Source organism: Paenibacillus sp. CECT 9249 (genome assembly GCF_918697855.1).
Taxonomy (GTDB): Bacteria; Bacillota; Bacilli; order Paenibacillales; family Paenibacillaceae; genus MSJ-34.
Genome location: NZ_CAKKLI010000017.1, coordinates 78,040 through 95,979 on the forward strand (window position 1 = coordinate 78,040; position 17,940 = coordinate 95,979).

Below are 17,940 nucleotides of genomic sequence, written 5' to 3' on the forward strand. Positions count from 1 at the left end.
TCCCAATTGCTTCCTGTTCTTACGGCTTCGCCTTCGCTTGGCCCTTTTCGTGACTGAATGTAACCGGCGTTTCATGTGGCGGCAAAGCGGAATGATTCAGTAAAGCAGTGGCAAGTTGTATGCCATCTGTCAATCCCTGCATGTACAGCCGTTCATTCATCATGGCTTGCTTGAGAATATACTTGTCCTCCCAGTCTTCAAACTCAGGTGTTTGAGCCATGATCAGCCCCGAAAATATAGTGTGAAACGCCTCATCTTCTTCATCCCTAATTTTTTTCAGCTCCGGATGATGTTCGATTTGTGCCGAAACCTCATCCAATCGCCTTTGAATGGCTCCTCGGAACCACGTTGGAAATCCCATGACCTTGCCCCTTTCATCCCTCTTTTACCGTATCGGTTGCCTATCCTTGGCCTTCATTCGTTGATATTGCACCATCAACTCGTCTACCCTCCTACTCTGTTCCTGAACCTCTTGATTGTCGGATAAAGGAATCGATTGCATCAACGACTTTTCGCCAAGCTCGTTTAATTTTTGCCTCTCTTTCTCCAGTTTTCTTACTAGATCATCCACTCATTTGCACTCCTCTTCCTCATTCTGTTTGCAACTCTATCATGAAGCATTAGCATGTTGTCATCGGAAAAACTACCCTGATAGTACTTTTTAAACTCATTTCAGTCAATTATGTGCTCCTCCATAATAGGAGTTATAAACTGAACCTGATTGTAAAGGGGTGACCAATGATGAGTGTGTACGATAGAAAGAAGGTAGGACAGCGCATTCGGAAACAGCGAGAAGCTTTGGATATCTCGCGAGAACAAATGGCCGAGTATATTGGGAGAGTCCCCAGATTCTGTGCCGATATTGAACGCGGACAAGCCGGCATGTCCATTGAAACCATGCTTCGTATTTGTACCCTGCTGAAACTATCCCCAAATGAGTTGTTGCTGGAGCAAGAGACAAATAGCAAAAGCAATGATACCGAACTGATTTTAGCTGCACTAAACCAATGTACTGAAAAGCAACGAAACGATGCCCTGGCGCTTTTGAGGCTCTTTTTGGCAGCCATCCGGTAATACTCCCCGAACTGCCTTCCCTCCCGTCAGCATGCCTTCGATTACAGCCCCATCATCTCCCGCACGATCCGATCCGCCATTTTCACCATGCCGACGAGAACCAGCATGTTGAAAATCAGTTCGCCAATGTACGTCCAGACCATGGTCACCGCCTGTGCGCCTTCGTTCACGACCGATGGCGCGGTAGCAAATGCCGAAAAAACAATGCAAGCCAGCACAATGATCGCCCCTTCTAAACAAACGGCGGCATATCCCTTTAAAAAGGACCTGCCGATGGATTGGGTCGGCTCCCCAGCAAACGATGAGAGGGGGACAGGAGCAATGGCTGTGTAAATATAGAGACGAAAAAAACGGCCGTAAACAGAGAGAATCATAATAAACGATAAAACGGTGATGAACATGCTGCCTAGCAGCGTTACCACCCACAGCGGAATGCTTTGCCAGAAGCCCACATCTTGAATCGCTTGGACAATCGTATCCGGCAGTGTCATCATGTCCGATGAACCAAATCCCGACCGGCCAATCATGGCGGCAATGATGCCCTGTACAATCGAAAATAGCGCCATCATCAATTCCAGACCATACGTGACCGCCGCCTTGGCCAAAATAAATCGAACAAATAACTTCACGGCAACCTCCGGTCGTTTCATTTCCGCAAAGTTACCGGTCGTTTTCATCACGCCAATCACAAAAAACAATACCAGCAAGGCCAATCCCGTAGCTTGCAACGCACCGTGAATATCTAAGATGACGCGCCATATACCACCGCCTTTAAAATCCGCCGGCGACTCGGTGACCAACTCCCAAATCTCCGACATTTTATCATTCCAGGTCTCTAATGCATTTTCGAGATTGTCGATGATCCAACTGTTCTTAGACACATTCACCCTCCCCCCAGATTCGGGGAACAAACCGCTGGCTTATTCCCCGAATGCGAATACCCGTACTTATCCGGCAATCAGGTTGAGAATTTCCTTCGTAAAGGTAATGACCACGCCACCGGCGAGTGTTAAGAACCCGTTAGCTCTTTGGGTAGGGTCGTGAGACTTGAAAGACAAACCAATCTGCACAATGCCAAAACCCAAAATAATCATGCCCACAGCCCGGATCAGGCCAAAAATAAAATCAGACAAATTATTCACGGTAGTCATCGGATCATTCGCGTATGCAGGTGTAGCAAAGCTCCCCACCAGCACGCAAACCATGTACAGCGTCATCCATCGTTTCCATCGATGTTTCACGTTCATCATTCCTTTCCTAAAAATAATGACTCCACTTCATCCTCTGCCAACAGCTCGTAATCTCCGTCTTCATGAAGCTGCACCGATAACCAGTCGATGGCATAATCCGTACCTCCATGCTGGAACGGCGAAGCCTGGCCATCCGTTGTAAGCTCGATGTTCGGATGCCGCAGCAAATCATACTTGTCATCCTGTATCGGTCGTTCTCCACGAATAAAGAGCAGGGCATAGCGGTTATCCAACATCCGCACTTCGTCCGGGGTCAACAATTCTCTTCCCGAATGCTGGTAATTGATCGAATAGTTACCGCTGCGCCCCTTGCTCTCACCATAGGTGTTGGTGTCAATCGTTTCCTTGCCGAGCAGTTCCGACACATATTTGTGTGTGGATTGTTCATTGCCTCCCAAGTACAAAAACACATCGCAGTTGCCGACAATCGACTCCCAGGCATCCTTGTACAACGCTTTAAGTTGCGCCAGGTTTTGAAGGATAATCGACACCGAAATTTCCCGACTCCGCATGGTCGACAGCAGCTTGTCAAATTCATCTGGCAACGCCACATTGGCAAACTCGTCCATTACAAAATGAACATGCGTAGGCAGCCTCCCACCATGCCGGTAATCAGCTTCGTACATGAGCGATTGAAAAAGCTGCGTGTACAGCATGCCGACGATGAAGTTAAAGCTGCTGTCGTTGTCGGGGATGACGGCAAACAAGGCAGTTTTTTTCGTACCCATGCGGGGCAAGTCCAATTCATCCACCGTACTCATGCCCGCGATGCTGGTCAGATTAAACTTCTCCAGCCGTACGCCAAGCCCGATCAAAATGGATTTGGCCGTTTTTCCGGCAGCCAATTTGAAAATGTTGTACTGTTTGACCGCCAAATGCTCCGGGTCGCGCATCTCCAACCGCTCGAACAACTCGTCCAGCGGACTCTGATAGGTCTCATCTTCCTCCCGCACTTCCGCCGCGGCGATCATTTCCATAATCATCGGAAAGTTTTGTTCCTCCGGCGGCGCTTCATAAAGCAAGTACAACATAAGCGCCTCCAGCAGCGCTGTTTCCGAACGCTCCCAGAAGGGATCGTTCGTGTTGCTGTTTTTGGGTGTCGTATTGCGAATCAGGTTGGTCACCAATTTCAAGACATCCTTGTCGTCCTGCAAATAGACAAACGGGTTATAGCCATGCGAACGATGCGGGTGAATCAGGTCCAGCACTTTGATGTCATAGCCTTTGGCTTTAAGCAGATGACCGGTGTCCCGCAATATTTCCCCCTTTGGGTCCAGAACGACATAAGAGGTCGAGGCTTGCATCACATTCGGCTTAGCATAGAACCGTGTTTTGCCCGCGCCGGAGCCGCCGACAACCAACACGTTCAGGTTCCGGCGATGCTTGCGGCCATCCAGACCGATTTTGACCCGCTGCGTCAAAATTTTGTTTTGTTCCGTCCGTCTGTCTCGATACTTGGCATTGACGGTTTTCGCTCGGCCCCAGCGGGCGCTGCCGTGCTCTTCCCGCCGACGATAATTCCGTGGTGTCGCCAAATAAACCCCAGCGCAAAGCCCATAGATCAGCGCAAAAATCAACAAGCAGCGGGGCGTATCGTCCACCCACTCTATGTTAAGCGGCTGGCGCATCGCCGTGCTGAGATGGACCAACATACTCGGCAATCCTTCTGACCATGCGGGAGCAACCAACAGTGCCAACCAGATGACGGGAATAAAAAAAGCCGCAAAGAGTATCAAATTACTCCTTGCGGCTTCATCGCGTTTCATAATGCCTCCAGCGCTTTTTATTTAGAAGTGGGGCATCAATCATTTTTAACAATAAATCATCCACGGCATCCGTCGGTCGTTTCTCACCGATTAAGTCATTTCGTAACGCATTCAGCGCATGGACGACTATCCCGTGCTCATAATGATTCAAAGACAAGATTCGTTCCTGTTTTTTCATAGCACTCCCTCCAGACAAAACTTAGCGAACCGGATCGTATCGTTTAGGCTGGCGCTGTTGTGACAGGTTCCGGTTCATTCTCTGGGATGTTTGTTGAAAAGCTTCCTTCATGAGCGTCAACTCGGCACGAACTTGCTGCGGTTCCAACCCGTTCCACTTCTCCGGCGCTCGATCAAAGCGGAAGGTGTCGGTTGCAACACCAAATTGCCTGCACAACATATAAGAAGCGGAGTAGGCAACAAACTCGTTATCTGAGCGGTTGTACCGTCCATCGCCACGATCCAGTTCAGCATGTGTCAGTTCTTGGGCAAGCGCTCGAAAAATATCGCCGGCCTCAAGCCCGCGACGAATGGTAATGTTTTTTGTATCTGGCTGATAGAACGCGTGCTTTACCGATGGCAACGCATCACCAATGCCAATCGGAACAGGGGCGAGGTCAATTAACGCTTTAATACGGGCGCGATCATCCGGGAATGCCGGTTCTTCCCGTTTCAACGCGGCGGTCGTTTGCGCAATATCAAACATCTTTTTCGGATTGTAGCTGATACCGGTGCTGCCATCCTGCTTTTGATAGGTTTCGCCCGGTTCCAGAATGTAAAACCCTGTTTCCTTTCGACGAATGAATACCCCTTGTTCCTTCCATGTGTCAAAATCGGCAATGCGAGTCGCGTTTGGCCGCTGCGCCAGAATCAGCAACGCATTGGCCACGCTATAGCGGTCAAAGCGGCTCTGGACATCCAAATATTGCTGGAACGCCTCACCGTTCTGCATCACCGACAAGGTGGTGGCATCAATCGTATCATATGTCCATTGCCGCAGCTCCTGTTTCTTTTGCACCCATGCTTCTTTATCGAAGGATGGTTCGGTTGTACGGAAAGAAGAGGAAGCCGCAGCATCCTGTCGGAATAAATCATCCAGTTCGCTCATTTGGCTTTCCCTCGCTTTCGTCCTTTTGCTTTGTTGGCTTGTTGTTTATCGGCGGCTATCCGCTCCTTTCGAGACGGCAACGGTTCCGCTTGTTCCCGCGGCTGTCTGTCTTTCTCCCATATCCTTTGCTGCCGGTTCTCTTCGCGTATTTCCCGCAATAATTGACGGACGGACACTCGCTCCGGCTCTTGACGAGAAGGTGGATCAGTATCCCTTGCGGTAACCTCGTTGCGCTCGAAGGTATTCTCGGACGGATGGGACGTTTCCGCCGGTTCCTTCTCCGCTGTTGAATGGTCGTCCTCCGATGGAGTCGGCTCCGGCAGTTCGGACTTTCCCATCAATTCATCCAACAAGTCGTCCGTATTCCTTTCTTCTGCGATTTCCTTCGACAGCTCTTGTTCCTGAACTTGCTCGTGACCTGGTTCATGTCCTTGTTCCACAGCAGGAGCTTCGGACATTCCATTGGATTTTTCAATTTCACTCTTAATTTTGGCGGTATCCACAGTGGCCAAGTGGAAACGCTCCACGATCCGATTGATTTTGGACGCATCCTCCGCCCGGACCATCACATCGCACATCCCGTCCACGTTCTTTTTGTCGCGCAAAGCACAGTACAACACGCCATACCGCTTGGCTTCCTTGCAGAAGGTTGCCAGGTCTTCGTTCTTGACCGCAAATACCTTTAATTCTTTCCCACTGCGCAGCAAACTCTCCAACCGGATGCTGCCCTTTGTTCGTTTTTGTCCTTGCAAGGCCGCAAACAAATATACCGCCAAATGCTTAGCGCCTTCGCCGGAAATCTTGGCCATGACTTCGATGCTTTTCAAGCTCATGTTGACAACCTGATTGGCGGCTTCCGTTTCGGTACTCATCGAAAATTTCCTCCTTTCGATCCTGTGCGCCACTTCTGTTTAACGTCTCTCGTAATTCTCCTGATCGCTCCAAAATGCCTTGAACCAGCTTCACCTCCTTTCGAAGCGAGGCAAGCCGTTTAGAACAAACAGCAATTTGCGTTTTGTATTGTTCTCGCTGGCCAGCATCCTTGCAGCGGCGAATTCGGTTGTACAACGACTTGCGCTTCAGGTGCAGGGATTGGATCTGTTCCTCCAACCTGTCACGGAAAGCGAGAAGCTCCTCTTGATGGGTGAGGCGATACTTGCATAGCAGCTTGGTTTGCTCCATCAATACCGACAAGTGTCTCAAATCCTCCCGAAGTCTAAAGGATGGCTTTTTGACAGGCTTTCGTTTTCTAGGAAGCACACCCATTTCAAACAAGTAGCGGATATATAAAGCTTGCAAGCCGCGCAATTTGCGACCAGACCGAACATGGCTCTTACACATGGCACGTCGTCTGCGGACATGGGATGGCCTTTCCCGTTCAGGTATTCGGTTTCGCAATATTCGCTGCTTGATCGCTTCCTCGGTATAGCCATCGCCTAGACTGCGCAAACGGACAAAGCGTGTCTTTCCAGGCGGCCGTATCGCCATATGTTTAACCGCCGTTTTTAGCTCATAACCTTGCTTTTGTAAATGGGCAAAAAACTGTGTCATCGTCATGGAAGATGCAATAGCCTGATCGATGTCCTGCCGGATTAGCCCTCTCCATGTTGGCTTTCGCTCACGTTCCGCTTTCCATTCTCCATAATGCTTGGCTTTGCTCGGTTCGGGATGCTCAATCACCGATAGCGCATGTTCCTGGCAAAGCCGGTCGGATGTCTGCCTCAGCAGAGCATAGGAAGCTTTGTTGTCGTAATACCGTTTCCCATCCACAAAGGAAACCGAGTTTAACACAAAGTGATTGTGCACATGCAGTTTATCCAAATGGGTCGATACGACGACTTCAAAGCGCTCCCCCCACAACTCCTGCGCTAACTTAACACCGATGGTATGAGCGATTTGCGGCGTTGTCTCCCCCGGCGCAAACGCTTGATAGGCGTGAAAGGCCAAAATGCCGTCCGTCTTAAAAAACCGCCGCTTCGTCCGCTGCATCTGCTCATAAGCCGTTAACGGATCGCAGTTGACACCGCTGACATATAGTTGCTTCTCCGTTTTGGCATCCGCCTGTGTATAAGCGAGTACCTGCTCCAAACCACCTTCGCTACGTTCTGCTGTCTTGTCAGGATTTGCGGCGTAATCCAGCACCCGCTTAAGCCTGTCGGTCACCCCCCAGATTGCGGTCGTTGCCACGTGAAATTCCCCCCCCCTTACGGCGGATGCACATTTGGATGCACTGGTGGTCTTCGTTCCGGTTCGGTTACAGCCTGTTGAATCTGCTGGACTGCGCGGCGCAAGCGGTCGGCTTCCACCTGAAATGCAGCCCGTTCCAGATGTCCAGTCGTATGGGCCTTCACAGTGAGTTGATTCAGGTTATTCCCAATAGCGTTCAGTTCACGCATCATCGCGTAATAATCCAGGGGCGGTAGCGGTTTGGGAATATACCCATTGATCAATGCCCGAATGTACGCTTCCCGAGAAAGTCCCGTTTTTTTCACTTCTGTCATAAGGCGAGCATGCTCGCTTTCATTTAAGCGAACCAGAAAAGAGATTGGTCGTTTCCTCATTTGCATCACCCCTTTCCGAACATGAGCTTCCGACAGAAAATCTCATCGCCGCGGGAAAATTCGAGCATCGAGACAATAGCATCGTGTAAACGGGGTCTTAGGGGTTGTACCCCTAACAAACGAATTTGGATATCCAAATTCAGTGCTTGCTGCAACACGAGACATTCGTCTCGCGTTGCCTTCAAGGCACCTGCCGGGAAAAAGAGAGGGACCCAAAAAACACAAAAAAGACGCCGATCCGCTCAGCGCCTTCCTTCGAACTTTTTTGTTATCTCACCAACCAGCGATAATCCTGACGGCAGTCTACAATGTAATCGACATACACGATTTCATCCTGAATTTGATATAACACCAGATACCATTTTTCCACGAACATCTTGTGATACTTGTTTGACGGGATAAATTCCGCTTCCAGAAAAGGATAGCGCTCCGGCATTCGCGCCAAGGAACGTATCGCTTGCAGTAATTCGTTTTTCGTTTTTCGCGCGGCATCCGGACTTTTCTCCGCAAGAAATCGCACATGAGTCGCCAGCATTTGGCGGGCGCGATCGGAGACGATGATCTTATAACGGGGCATCTTTTCCATGCTGCACCTCGTCAATAATGCCCTCCAGGTAAGCGTCCAGTTCATCCGGCGTCACGCCAACACGGCCCGCCAAACGATCTTCTTGCACAGCGAGCAGTTCTTCACGCAGCTTTAACATCTTCTCGCGACGGGAAAACGTATCAATGTCCATTACGACAAGATCGCCTTCACCGTTCTTGGTCAGATAAACCGGTTCCCCGGATGTTTTGCATAGATCGGCGATTTCATTATAGTTTTGCCGGATACTGGCGGAAGGTTTGATAATCATCTTGGTCACTCCTTGCATAGCTGTATATTGATTTTATTATACCTATTACATGCTATACAATCAATGCGGCTGCACTTATCCCCATATATTCACATCTTATCCACATGCTGTGAAAATTTTCCGTAGCCCAGAAAGAAAAGACGCCAACCGTTCAGCGTCTACCGCTATCGGGATGGTTCACCGCGTCTTCTTCGGAATTCCATCAAATCGTTGTTTACATCCTTTCCGAACTTAGGCGGCTCATCGGATATGAGAAGGGCGGGGGAGAGGAGCCTCTGTATCGTGGCTGCCGCCAATCGCCCCGGCTCATCATTGTCCAGGTGCAGGACAAGTCGATTCACCTGGGGAAAGCACTGCAAGTAATGCGTTAGGGCAGACGGGGGAGTAGAGTCCTCCCCATTTGTCCTGGGCCTGTATATTCCGGCCAGCGACAGCTTATGCGCCTGCCGCCAATCCCGGCCAGCGAGATGTTCCAGCGTACAGTAGGATAAGAGATCAATAGCGCTCTCAAACAGATGCAGTTCCGTACAGTTTCCCGAGGCCGGAATGGAAAACGAATACCGCTTGTCGCTGCCAGCGGCTTCCCCCATATAACGAGTGCTTGTCGTACCGCGTATCGCCGCATAGCGCGGCGTTCCTTGCTGGTCGAAACCGACGAATACCGCGTTGTGATAGCGGCGGCTTTCATACAAACGCCCCGTTTCGAGACAGTAGTCGATCAACGTGCGATGGATACCACGTTTGCTGAGATAGGCCATGACGCGATGCGATGTACGATTCGGTTCAGGAAGTTCAAACCGCGCTGGAGATGAGCGTTGTTGCAAAGATTGCGAAAATGCAGGTGCGCTGCCTGGATGAACGCCTTCCATTTGCAGCACCGCATCGGGAAAAGACATGCCCCGCACTTTGATCAAATAGTCCAGCGCCGAGCGCCCGCCGATCCCCCTTGACCACCAGTACCATTTACCGTTGGAAATTTTCAAGCTGTCGTGTGTCCGGGTGGTGTAGACATTGCGGGAGCATCGGACCAGTTCTGCCGGCTCGTACATTTGCAAATATGTGAGCAGGTCCAGTCTTTTGGCACGTTCGATCTGTTCCTTGTTTACATAGCTCATTGCCGCAGCTCCTTTTGGAAATCCAGGCAGCGTCCGATGGGGTTATGGTTCATCGTGCCTTCCCCCTCTTTTTGGGGTACGTATAAGCTCTGCCTTCCTTCAACTTCGTAACGCCTTTCTTGTTCATGAATGCGTCTAAATCGCCTTCATGAACTTGACTGGTCACCCCGTTTGAGTCGCGGATGTAATAATACGTGTCGCCAAATCCGTTTTTCTCTTTGGATATCAACTCCAACGATGGCACGGTTTCTCCCTCCTTGATCAAGCTGGTTCCGTAACCAAAAGGCGGCAAAATCGGACAAAAGCATCCGCCGCTTGGGCTGGCATACAACATGTTCATTCCTCCGGAAACGAGAAAAGGACCCCAAAACCGGAGTCCCATTCGTCATGAAATTGATAATTTTAACAAGTGAGCGATCTTCGACCTGTGAAATGCTCGCACCGATACCATGTTCTTCTCCGTAATGGTCAGCATGAAGTTCCCTTTCAGGGGGAGGAACGACGGTGTCAGGCCGTTATCGCCCACGGCCCACCACTCGCCGTTCGGGCGCTTCCGGTTCTTCGTCCGGAACGCTGTCCACGGCTTCATTCTCCCGCTTATCCATATTAAGCAGGGCATTCAGTTCCGCGAGTCGCGCCGATTTCGTTAGCAGCTCCTGTTCTTTCTCGAAAGGAGCTTCGACTTGTTCCTTCGCTGTTTCCATCTGCTGGAGCAGCGTGGAGAGTTGCTGGCGGCTATGTTCCAGTTTGGCTGGCAAATCCGCCAACATATTGTTCAACCGGGTGATGTTGCCGCCTGCATCCATCCCTAGCGAGATGGTATGGTCCAATGCGCCGCGCAGGGTCGCCTTGTATTCTTTATGGAAGCTGTCAAAGGATAACCATAGGGAAAAACCGAGATAACTGCCCGCCTCCTGCGGCTCGGATGAAGTCATTCCCTTGCACGCCTCCAGCAAGGCCGCGCCTGCTGCCGCTCTCTCCGTGTAGGTAAAATCCTTAATGACCATACCTGGGAACTTGGATTCATCCGTTCCCTCCGGCACAGCCGATTTGGAACGCAGATATAGAGCGACATCCTGTTCATATCCGGCAATTCGATCTTCTGTAGATTTGACTTGTTGCGGCAATACTTTCAGCAACCGATCCTCCAATGCGTAGCGTTGGCTCAAGTGATTAGCCTTGAGCAGCTTAAGCTTGGAAACCTGGATATCCAGGTCCATCTTCTCTTTGATATACGGATTACCGGTTGCCAGCGCCTTGACTTCGGCATAAGAAAGGGCTGCTTCATCGATATCCTCGGCAGAACGTACCGGCGATTTACTGGTCATGATTTGCGAGATAAAGCGCTGTTTATTCTCCAGCGTCTGATACAAATAAGCGTCGAACGTGTTCTCCGTCACATACCGAAAAATGTGTACCTCGCTATTCTCATTGCCTTGCCGGATAATGCGTCCGCTTCGCTGCTCCAGGTCGCGCGGGCGCCAAGGGCAATCGAGATCATGAAGCGCAATCAGCTTCGTTTGCACATTGGTGCCCGCCCCCATTTTAAATGTCGATCCGAGCAGTATACGAATCTGGCCAGTCCGCACCTTGGCGAACAGTTCCTTTTTCTTCACCTCGGTGTTGGCATCGTGAATGTACGCAATCTCCTCGGTAGGCACCCCTTTCTCTGTCAGCTTGCGTCGCAGTTCGTCATACACATTGAACGTTCCGTCTTGCTTTGGGATGGATAGATCGCAAAACACCAGTTGGGCTAGCCGCTTTTCCTCGTGTTCCTTCCATAGCCGAAACACATTGTCCGCACAAACGCTCACTTTACTGCCTTCGTCATCGGGCAACATCGGATTGGCCAGCCGTTGATCCAGTGCCAGCTTACGCCCATCATTCGTAATCTTGAGCATATTGTCTTCGTGCGGCTCTACTTCCTTGGCTCGCACCCGCTCAGCACGGTGGGCGAGATCCGCGACCATTTCCCGCTGGAAGTCGCTTGGCGGCACGGCAACATTGTGGAAATGGGATTTCGGTACGGGAAGCTGGAGCATGTCCGCCGTCTGGATGTCAGCCACTTCCTTGAACATATTCATCAGTTCCGGCAAATTGTAAAAACGGGCAAACCGGGTTTTCGCTCGATAGCCCGTTCCTTCCGGTGCCAGTTCAATCGCCGTGACCGTCTCGCCAAACGTCGAAGCCCAGGAATCAAAATGTTGCAATCCTTGCTTTCGCAGCCGCTCATATTGCAAGTAGCGCTGCATCGTATACATTTCCGTAATGGAATTGGAGATCGGCGTACCCGTCGCAAAGATGATACCCCGGCCTCCGGTCAGTTCGTCCAGATAGCGGCATTTGGCAAACATGTCCGACGACTTCTGCGCTTCGGTTTGCGACAGTCCGGCCACATTGCGCATTTTCGTGTAAAGAAACAGGTTTTTGTACGAATCGGCCTCGTCCACGAATAGCCGATCCACTCCCAGCTCCTCGAAGGTGACCACATCATCCTTGCGGCTGGTATCGTTCAGCTTTGCCAGCTTGGTTTGCAGCGTCTTCCTCGTCTTCTCCAGTTGCTTGATCGCGTACCGTTCGCCCTTGGCCTCCTTCAGCTCGCGAATGCCGCTTGTGATCTCGTAAATTTGTTCCTCCAGTTGTTGACGTTGGCGCTCCATCGATATGGGAATTTTCTCAAACTGCGAATGTCCGATGATGATCGCGTCATAGTCGCCGGTGGCAATCCGCGCGCAAAACTTCTTCCGGTTCTTTGTTTCAAAGTCCTTCTTGGTCGCTACCAGAATATTGGCCGATGGATAGAGCTGCAAAAACTCCGCTGCCCACTGCTCCGTCAAATGATTAGGAACAACGAACATGCTTTTGCTGCATAAGCCAAGATGCTTGCTTTCCATGGCCGCAGCGGTCATGGCAAACGTTTTGCCTGCGCCTACACAATGAGCAAAAAGGGAATTGCCTCCATACAGCGCCCGGGCAACCGCATTGACTTGATGCTGGCGCAGCCGGATTTCCGGATTCATTCCCGTAAACCGAATATGACTGCCATCATACTCGCGCGGGCGAATCGCATTGAAACGATCATTGTACAAGCGCGTTAATCGTTCCCTCCTCTGCGGGTCTTTCCAAATCCAATCGCGGAACGCTTCTTTCAGCATCTCCTGCTTTTGTTGGGCAATTGCGGTCTCTTGCTTGTTCAAAACTCGCTTTTCCACGCCATTCTCCAGCATGGTATCGAAAATGCGCACATCTCGCAAATTTAAGGTATCTTCCAAAATCTTATACGCATTCACACGATTCGTTCCGAAGGTCACGTTGGCTTTAATGTTGTTGCTGCGGTCATTGCTTTTCCCTCGGACATTCCAGGCAGCTGTATATTCGGAATACAAGACGTCGATAGACTGCCGGAACATGTATGGCGTGTCCACCAGTTCGAATATAAACTCCCGGATCACTTCCGGAGGAAGCCACGTCGCTCCTAACCGCACATCAATCTCGGAAGCATCCAAATCTTTCGGCTGCACCGCTTCTAATGCTTTGACATTTTCGCCGTACCGCTCTGCATCCATTTCGGCGGCACGCCGTGCAATCAGAAGTTTGTCACGAACGTTGCCAGACAAATAAGCATCCGCCGTTTCAAAAACCGGCTGTCCTTTCTCATCCAGTCTTTCCGGGTTGGGGAAGATCACGCCGCGCAACTCCTGAACAAGCTGTTCCGTTGTCATGCCGGTCAATTCTTGCATATAGGGGAGATCGACACGTGCTTTTTCTCCAATGGAGACGCCCAGCGCTTCCTCTGCCGTTTCCACATGCCGAACGGTCGTGCGCTGCCGAATCGTACGCTTCGTGAACATATCGGCTTTGCGTAGCAGCTTCCCTTCCTCGTCGAGCACTTCCAATGAACAAAGTAAAAAATAGGCGCTATCGTCGGCGAATGCCAGGCTGTTGGCGCGGCTGTTGATCAGACCGTATTGGGCGGTAAAACGATCATACTGCGCATTCAATTTCCGCTGCTGTTCCCGGATCTCTTCGTCGCTATAATCTTCCGTCTGGTATTCGATCAGTTCGCGCACCGTATCCCGCAATCGGATCATACCTTTGATTCGCCCGGCGGCCGTGGCCGACGTGTCCACTCGGTGCATCCGGCTGTTTTCGCGGTAATACAGTTGGCCGTCCACAAGGGTATAACTGAAATTGCGCACGGTCGGATCGGCCGGGAGGGACGTGTCTTCTTCATCCGGCATTACTTCCCTCTCAACCTCCACCCAATCGGCATGGATATTGGTCAGTGCTTCTCCCAGCAGTTCGCTTAAATTAGCATCCGGGTACGGGTTGCAAGTCGTCTCCTGTCTATTGCCATACATCCGGTCATCAAACGCCATCGTCCCAAGCACCATGTCAGGATGCGCAGCAAAGTACGCATTGATCGGCACGCCTTCGGCTGTCTCTGCCAAGCCAATCCATTCCACACTTTGTTCGGTGACAGTCACCATTCGGTCGCGCTTTTGCAGAAACAAAATATCCGCCGTCACTTCCGTTCCGGCGTTGGACTGAAAAGCGTTGTTCGGCAAACGAACCGCACCCAGCAATTCTGCCCGTTCCGCAATATACTTGCGGACAGCCGGGTTCTGTTTATCCATCGTTCCTTTGGACGTAATAAAGGCAATAATGCCGCCCGGACGCACTTTGTCCAATGTTTTCGCAAAGAAGTAATCGTGAATGAGAAACTTGTGCTTGTCGTAGCGTTTATCCGCCACACCATACCCGCCGAAAGGAACATTCCCTATGGCCAAATCAAAAAAACTGTCCGGCAAAGCGGTTTCCTCAAACCCGCTGATCGCAATCGTCGCCTGCGGGTAAAGCTGCTTGGCGATGCGACCTGTGATGCTGTCCAGTTCTACACCAAATAGCTGCGAGTCTTGAAACGACTCCGGAACTAACCCGAAGAAATTGCCGATCCCGCAGGAAGGCTCTAAAATATTGCCGTTGCGAAAGCCCATCCTTTCCAGACAACCATAGATTGCTTTAATGACAACTGGAGACGTATAGTGAGCGTTCAGCGTTGATGCGCGAGCGGACGCATATTCGTCCGGTTCCAGCAACGATTGCAGTTCGGCATATTCGGCCGTCCATTGCGCGTTCGCTTCGTCAAATACTTGTGGGATTCCGCCCCATCCGACATAGCGGGCGAGAACGACCTGTTCATCCGCAGTTGCCTGGCGGCCTTCTAGCTCCAATTGTTTGAGCAAGCGAATCGCGGCTACATTAAAACCATACTTAACCTTGGCTCCGCCATGCCCTAACTGGTCATCGGTGATACGGTAATTCACCGCAGTCGTTTGCGGTGCAACAGACCGTACATCCTCGACAGCGGAAGGAGCAGAGGGTGCTTCCTCATTATGCGCCTCATCCGATACTTGTTCGGTTAACTGAAGGGATGCCGAGGCAGACTTCGGCTCATCTCCATCCGAAAGCTCCGGCTCTATTTCTTTTCCGGCAGGTTCCTCCGCTTCGGTTTCCACTCCTTGTTCATCAGTTAGCAGATGATCATTAAGCGGATTTTCACGCAGGATGCGTTCAAAATCTCGGCGTTCCAGTTCCTTGGTGAAAAGCGGAAAATGAACATCCCGCAGCATCACGTTACCGTTTTCCACCAGCAAAATCTCATATTCGTCCGCGCCAAAAAAAACCGTATCGCCGGGCGCATAGGCATAACGCGCCTGCTTCCGCTCCATCGTCTCCGACTGCTGTGAGGAGGACGGATGTTCTTGTTCCAACCGTTCGCGAGCAGACGCTTCTTCGGCCATCTGCCCGCGGCGCCCCTCCAGTTGCTCGGCAAATGCAGGAAGTCGTTCCGTTTCCAAACGATTCAGATAACGTCCCGCCGCCAGCAACTCGCCGATCCGCTTCTGTACCTTCATCCAAGGCAACACCAGCTTTTGCTCTTGATCCGTCATTGAACGTCGGGTCAACGTGATGCCTTTGCTATCATGATGCTCATAAATATCCGTGCCGATCAGTACAGGGGCGCGCCCGCCCGTGCCATATTCCCGTTTCAAAAATTCGGCGTTTTCTTTCTCCGATAACGATTGCTGAAAATGGAGAGCAATGCGATATTTACTGTTGGCAAAGCCGCTTCCTTGTTGGAGAATCGCATCGATCACCGCCTGCGGCCAGACAAAAGCGGAGGCTGTATCCGCCTCCGCCTGTTCCATAAATAAGGTTTGCTGCTGAACCGATGGCTCCGTCTTTCGTGCCGGGTCAAATTCGTTAAGTACTATCATACTGTTGATATGGCCGGCGATCACTTCCCAATCGTAAAAACTTTGTGCGGTTGGTTCGGTTGCCGGACCCGTCCAAAGATGGAGCACATTGCGATACGGTTCATACCCGATGAGAAGGTCTTCGTCCAGCGTAAGCTCGGACTGACCCGGCGCAAACAGGCTACGCACATACAACGCCCGCTCCCCTTCATTTTCATGTGCGGCGAAGAAAGCCTCGATTTCCGACTTGCTTTTCAGTAAAGGAGCGGTGCGCAGTAGATCGTTGATGGCATGATGGTCATGAAAAAACGGAAGACTCCGATCTTCCGTTTTTCGATCATACCATTTTAGTTGTAAATCAGTTCTGTCAGAATGGTCTCCTCCACCTGTTGCTTCAGGCTGTTCATGTAACCCGTCCAGCCCAGCGGATCGCTCGCTTTGTCCGGGGCCGGGTGCAGACGGAGCAGTTCGTTCATCGACTGTTCGAGCTGCGTCCGCGCCGACCGATCGATTTCCGTCAGATGCTGGTGCAGTTCGCCCGAGAGCAGCAGGCTGGCGTATGTGCCTTTCTTCTCGGTTTTCAGGTAGTTTTTGCGCAACATCCCATACTTGCCGATCAGTTGATGATCCTCGGTCAGTGTCAGGTCGGGCAGCAGATAGTCCCCTTGACGGGTGTAAGTCACTTCCATGTTCATCCGTCCTTTCTGGCAATCGTTTAGCTTCATTTTGTGTCAAGGCCGTTTCTCTTGCAACGGTGCGAACGTCTCTAGCCTGTGAAGTCTGACGTTCTACACGCCGCTGCACCCGTATCGTCGATTCGATTTCCCGCAGCATCATCTCCGCGATATCGCTGATCGCTGCTCCAAGCTGCGAAAGAGCGGGCAGTGTATTGAAATTCCCGATGCCTGAAAGGTCCTCCCGTCCAATATAGTGAGAGGCGTTCATACCACAGCGGGTTAGTGCCATATAGGCAACGGAATGATACGCAATCTGACGGAATAGCACTTCCACAGGTTGGCGTTCCAGTTCTTCAAGCAGACTGCCCTCAAGCTCTCGAACAAGCAAATCCACATAATCCGAACTGTTGTCATCCACCGCGTTCCGGGCTGCGCTCAGCAGCGCATTCGGCCATGCCGCATCCGGTTCCTGCTCGCCAAACGCATTGTTCAACGTTTCCGTAACGACCGCTATATCGCCCGGCTCCATGCGCCAAAGCGAGACCGGTCGAGGATCTCGGCTTTGCGTGTCCGAGATATCAAACACATGCCGTAACCCAAAATGGTTGCCCCGGTCTTCGATAAGTGCAATACCTTTCGCCCCGCGTTTGACCCAACGGTTGAGCCGCTTGTTCCAGACGTCGATGGATGCGCAAGCTGTAGCATCGGGCCGCTGTGCATAGATTAATAACTGATCTTGAAACGGATACTTGTAGTTCCACGCCGCTGTCGATAAAAAATCCGCCCAACGGTCGGGATGTTCCACAACCGTGCGGGCGGCATGAACGGACAAATCAACGATATGCTGTATTTTCGAGGTCAACGGTACCTTTCTCCTTTCATAAGATCGTAATCTGATTGGCCAGTTGAATCCCCTCCTCCGAATAGCGGGTCATGATCCGAATCAAGCCCTTACTCTGCAAACGGTGCAAGTTTCGACATACCGTCGAAGGAGAAAAACCTACATCGATTGCCATTTTTGTACTGGACAGGTAGACCAACTTGTGTCGCCCGCCCGTACTATCCAGCAAATAGCCGTACAACAGCTTTGCAGCTGGCGGGACGGCTGCTCCCGCGATCAGCTTGTAGCGTGCTAGATCATTCATTGTACGTCCTCCTCGTATAGTATCTTTTGAAAGCTCTTATAGGTTAGTTTCCATCCCCTGAGGGGGATGGAAAACGGCCTCGAAATTTCCAGGCTCGTTCTTTGAAAATTTCATCTGGGACTGGACTTTCCGG

At 51.2% G+C, this 17,940-nt stretch carries 18 protein-coding genes; 1 reads left to right on the forward strand and 17 read right to left on the reverse strand.

The genetic code is table 11. The features are described 5' to 3' along the window. Positions 1–19 precede the first annotated feature (19 nt). Positions 20–361 carry a hypothetical protein gene (locus tag LQ229_RS14090; RefSeq protein WP_036623481.1) on the reverse strand — a complete coding sequence of 114 codons (342 nt, stop codon included), beginning with the start codon at positions 359–361 and terminating at the stop codon, positions 20–22. A gap of 24 nt (positions 362–385) precedes the next feature. Continuing rightward, on the reverse strand, positions 386–571 hold the full coding sequence (locus tag LQ229_RS14095) for an aspartyl-phosphate phosphatase Spo0E family protein (protein ID WP_124331897.1): 186 nt from the start codon (positions 569–571) through the stop codon (positions 386–388). A 170-nt stretch (positions 572–741) separates the two neighbouring features. On the opposite strand from LQ229_RS14095, the gene LQ229_RS14100 reads away from it, so the two are divergent. Beyond that, positions 742–1,074: a helix-turn-helix transcriptional regulator gene (locus LQ229_RS14100; RefSeq protein ID WP_036623484.1), complete on the forward strand. Its 333-nt coding sequence runs from the start codon at positions 742–744 to the stop codon at positions 1,072–1,074. 41 nt (positions 1,075–1,115) lie between these two features. Here the strand turns inward: LQ229_RS14100 and LQ229_RS14105 are convergent, their stop codons facing one another. The 15 genes from LQ229_RS14105 to LQ229_RS14175 form a co-directional block, all read right to left on the reverse strand. Further along, positions 1,116–1,892 (reverse strand): hypothetical protein, encoded by a 777-nt coding sequence (locus LQ229_RS14105; protein ID WP_051985873.1) that lies wholly within the window; start codon positions 1,890–1,892, stop codon positions 1,116–1,118. Between the two features lie 129 nt (positions 1,893–2,021). After that, positions 2,022–2,291, reverse strand: a complete 270-nt coding sequence (locus LQ229_RS14110) for a glutamyl-tRNA amidotransferase (RefSeq protein ID WP_227872738.1) — start codon at positions 2,289–2,291, stop codon at positions 2,022–2,024. A gap of 29 nt (positions 2,292–2,320) precedes the next feature. After that, entirely contained in the window at positions 2,321–4,090 is a 1,770-nt protein-coding gene (locus LQ229_RS14115) for a VirD4-like conjugal transfer protein, CD1115 family (protein ID WP_036623490.1), read from the reverse strand. Then, entirely contained in the window at positions 4,077–4,268 is a 192-nt protein-coding gene (locus LQ229_RS14120) for a hypothetical protein (RefSeq protein ID WP_007130974.1), read from the reverse strand. The genes LQ229_RS14115 and LQ229_RS14120 overlap by 14 nt, the downstream gene beginning before the upstream one ends. A 21-nt stretch (positions 4,269–4,289) precedes the next feature. Continuing rightward, positions 4,290–5,195: a hypothetical protein gene (locus LQ229_RS14125; protein ID WP_007130975.1), complete on the reverse strand. Its 906-nt coding sequence runs from the start codon at positions 5,193–5,195 to the stop codon at positions 4,290–4,292. After that, complete coding sequence (locus tag LQ229_RS14130) at positions 5,192–6,067, reverse strand: PcfB family protein (protein ID WP_040739002.1); 876 nt, start codon at positions 6,065–6,067, stop codon at positions 5,192–5,194. Before LQ229_RS14130 ends, LQ229_RS14125 begins: the two co-directional genes overlap by 4 nt. Beyond that, on the reverse strand, positions 5,976–7,382 hold the full coding sequence (locus LQ229_RS14135; protein WP_213594308.1) for a relaxase/mobilization nuclease domain-containing protein: 1,407 nt from the start codon (positions 7,380–7,382) through the stop codon (positions 5,976–5,978). Before LQ229_RS14135 ends, LQ229_RS14130 begins: the two co-directional genes overlap by 92 nt. A gap of 17 nt (positions 7,383–7,399) precedes the next feature. After that, entirely contained in the window at positions 7,400–7,696 is a 297-nt protein-coding gene (mobC, locus tag LQ229_RS14140; RefSeq protein WP_230192089.1) for a plasmid mobilization relaxosome protein MobC, read from the reverse strand. A gap of 328 nt (positions 7,697–8,024) precedes the next feature. After that, complete coding sequence (locus LQ229_RS14145; protein WP_007130979.1) at positions 8,025–8,342, reverse strand: type II toxin-antitoxin system RelE/ParE family toxin; 318 nt, start codon at positions 8,340–8,342, stop codon at positions 8,025–8,027. Continuing rightward, positions 8,320–8,610: a type II toxin-antitoxin system Phd/YefM family antitoxin gene (locus tag LQ229_RS14150; RefSeq protein WP_007130980.1), complete on the reverse strand. Its 291-nt coding sequence runs from the start codon at positions 8,608–8,610 to the stop codon at positions 8,320–8,322. The genes LQ229_RS14145 and LQ229_RS14150 overlap by 23 nt, the downstream gene beginning before the upstream one ends. Before the next feature lie 164 nt (positions 8,611–8,774). Continuing rightward, on the reverse strand, positions 8,775–9,725 hold the full coding sequence (locus LQ229_RS14155; protein ID WP_007130981.1) for a DUF3991 domain-containing protein: 951 nt from the start codon (positions 9,723–9,725) through the stop codon (positions 8,775–8,777). A gap of 49 nt (positions 9,726–9,774) precedes the next feature. Continuing rightward, on the reverse strand, positions 9,775–10,059 hold the full coding sequence (locus LQ229_RS14160) for a hypothetical protein (RefSeq protein WP_007130982.1): 285 nt from the start codon (positions 10,057–10,059) through the stop codon (positions 9,775–9,777). Between the two features lie 181 nt (positions 10,060–10,240). Continuing rightward, positions 10,241–16,174, reverse strand: coding sequence for a DEAD/DEAH box helicase family protein (locus LQ229_RS14165; RefSeq protein ID WP_230192092.1), 5,934 nt, complete (start codon positions 16,172–16,174; stop codon positions 10,241–10,243). 158 nt (positions 16,175–16,332) lie between these two features. Then, the gene (locus LQ229_RS14170) at positions 16,333–16,710 is read right to left on the reverse strand and encodes a TnpV protein (RefSeq protein ID WP_230192090.1); all 378 of its coding nucleotides are present in this window, start codon (positions 16,708–16,710) and stop codon (positions 16,333–16,335) included. An 830-nt stretch (positions 16,711–17,540) separates the two neighbouring features. Further along, positions 17,541–17,807, reverse strand: a complete 267-nt coding sequence (locus LQ229_RS14175; RefSeq protein ID WP_055109595.1) for a helix-turn-helix domain-containing protein — start codon at positions 17,805–17,807, stop codon at positions 17,541–17,543. Between the last annotated feature and the right edge of the window lie 133 nt (positions 17,808–17,940).